The sequence below is a fragment of the Streptomyces phytophilus genome (assembly GCF_013870535.1).
GTDB lineage: Bacteria > Actinomycetota > Actinomycetes > Streptomycetales > Streptomycetaceae > Streptomyces > Streptomyces phytophilus.
This window is the reverse complement of the sequence record NZ_JACBXC010001754.1, coordinates 1-700: the sequence shown is the minus strand read 5'-3', so window position 1 is coordinate 700 and position 700 is coordinate 1. Positions and strand designations below refer to the sequence as shown.

At 71.7% G+C, this 700-nt stretch carries 1 protein-coding gene; it reads left to right on the top strand.

Features of this window, described 5'->3' with window-relative positions:
* Positions 1–329 (top strand): hypothetical protein (locus tag H5J30_RS35750; RefSeq protein WP_220189665.1); only part of this gene is annotated, 329 nt, incomplete at its 5' end.
* Positions 330–700 lie beyond the last annotated feature (371 nt).

Genomic DNA, 700 nt, shown 5'->3' with positions numbered 1-700 from the left:
TACCCGCCTGGATGATCTACACCACCGTCACGGTCATCGAAGTGGCCTTCCACCTGCACTACGGCCTGGCCGCCCTCGCGTTCGTGCCCTACGCGCTGCTGCGCACCTGGCTCCTCCTGCGCTACGCACGACTGCTTCCGCTGCTCCTCGGCCACGCCATCGCCGACGCGGTCGTCCTGCTCTGTGCACCGCCTAACGCCGCCCTCGCCAAGATCGTTATCCCGCTGGGGCTGATCGCCAGCATGTGGCGGCTCCTCCACCAAGGCGACCAGAATCCGGAACCCGCCGAACCCGGTTCCCACGCCACTACCGGGCCCGTGGGCCGGTAACCCGAGCACCCGACCGGCCCGGCCGACACCGCCGGACCCGGACCGAGGCCCTCACGCAGAGCCCCCGCCCCCCCCAGCGCGCCTGGGGGAGGCGGGCACCAGCTCCCGCCGCCCGCCGGGGACGTGTGAAGCGGCCTTCGGACGGCGGGCGGCGGGACCCTCCCCTTCTCCTCACCTCTTCGGCACCACTACGCACCCCCTCTTCATCGGAGCAGCCATGACTTCCCGGATTCTGGTGACCGGCGTCGCCACGCCTCCCGGGCTCGCCCTGGCCAGGGCCCTGTTACCCGAAGCCAACGTCATCGCCACGGACGCCGACCCCCACGCACCCGGTCTGCACATCCCCGGCGTCACCGCCCACCAACTCCCCA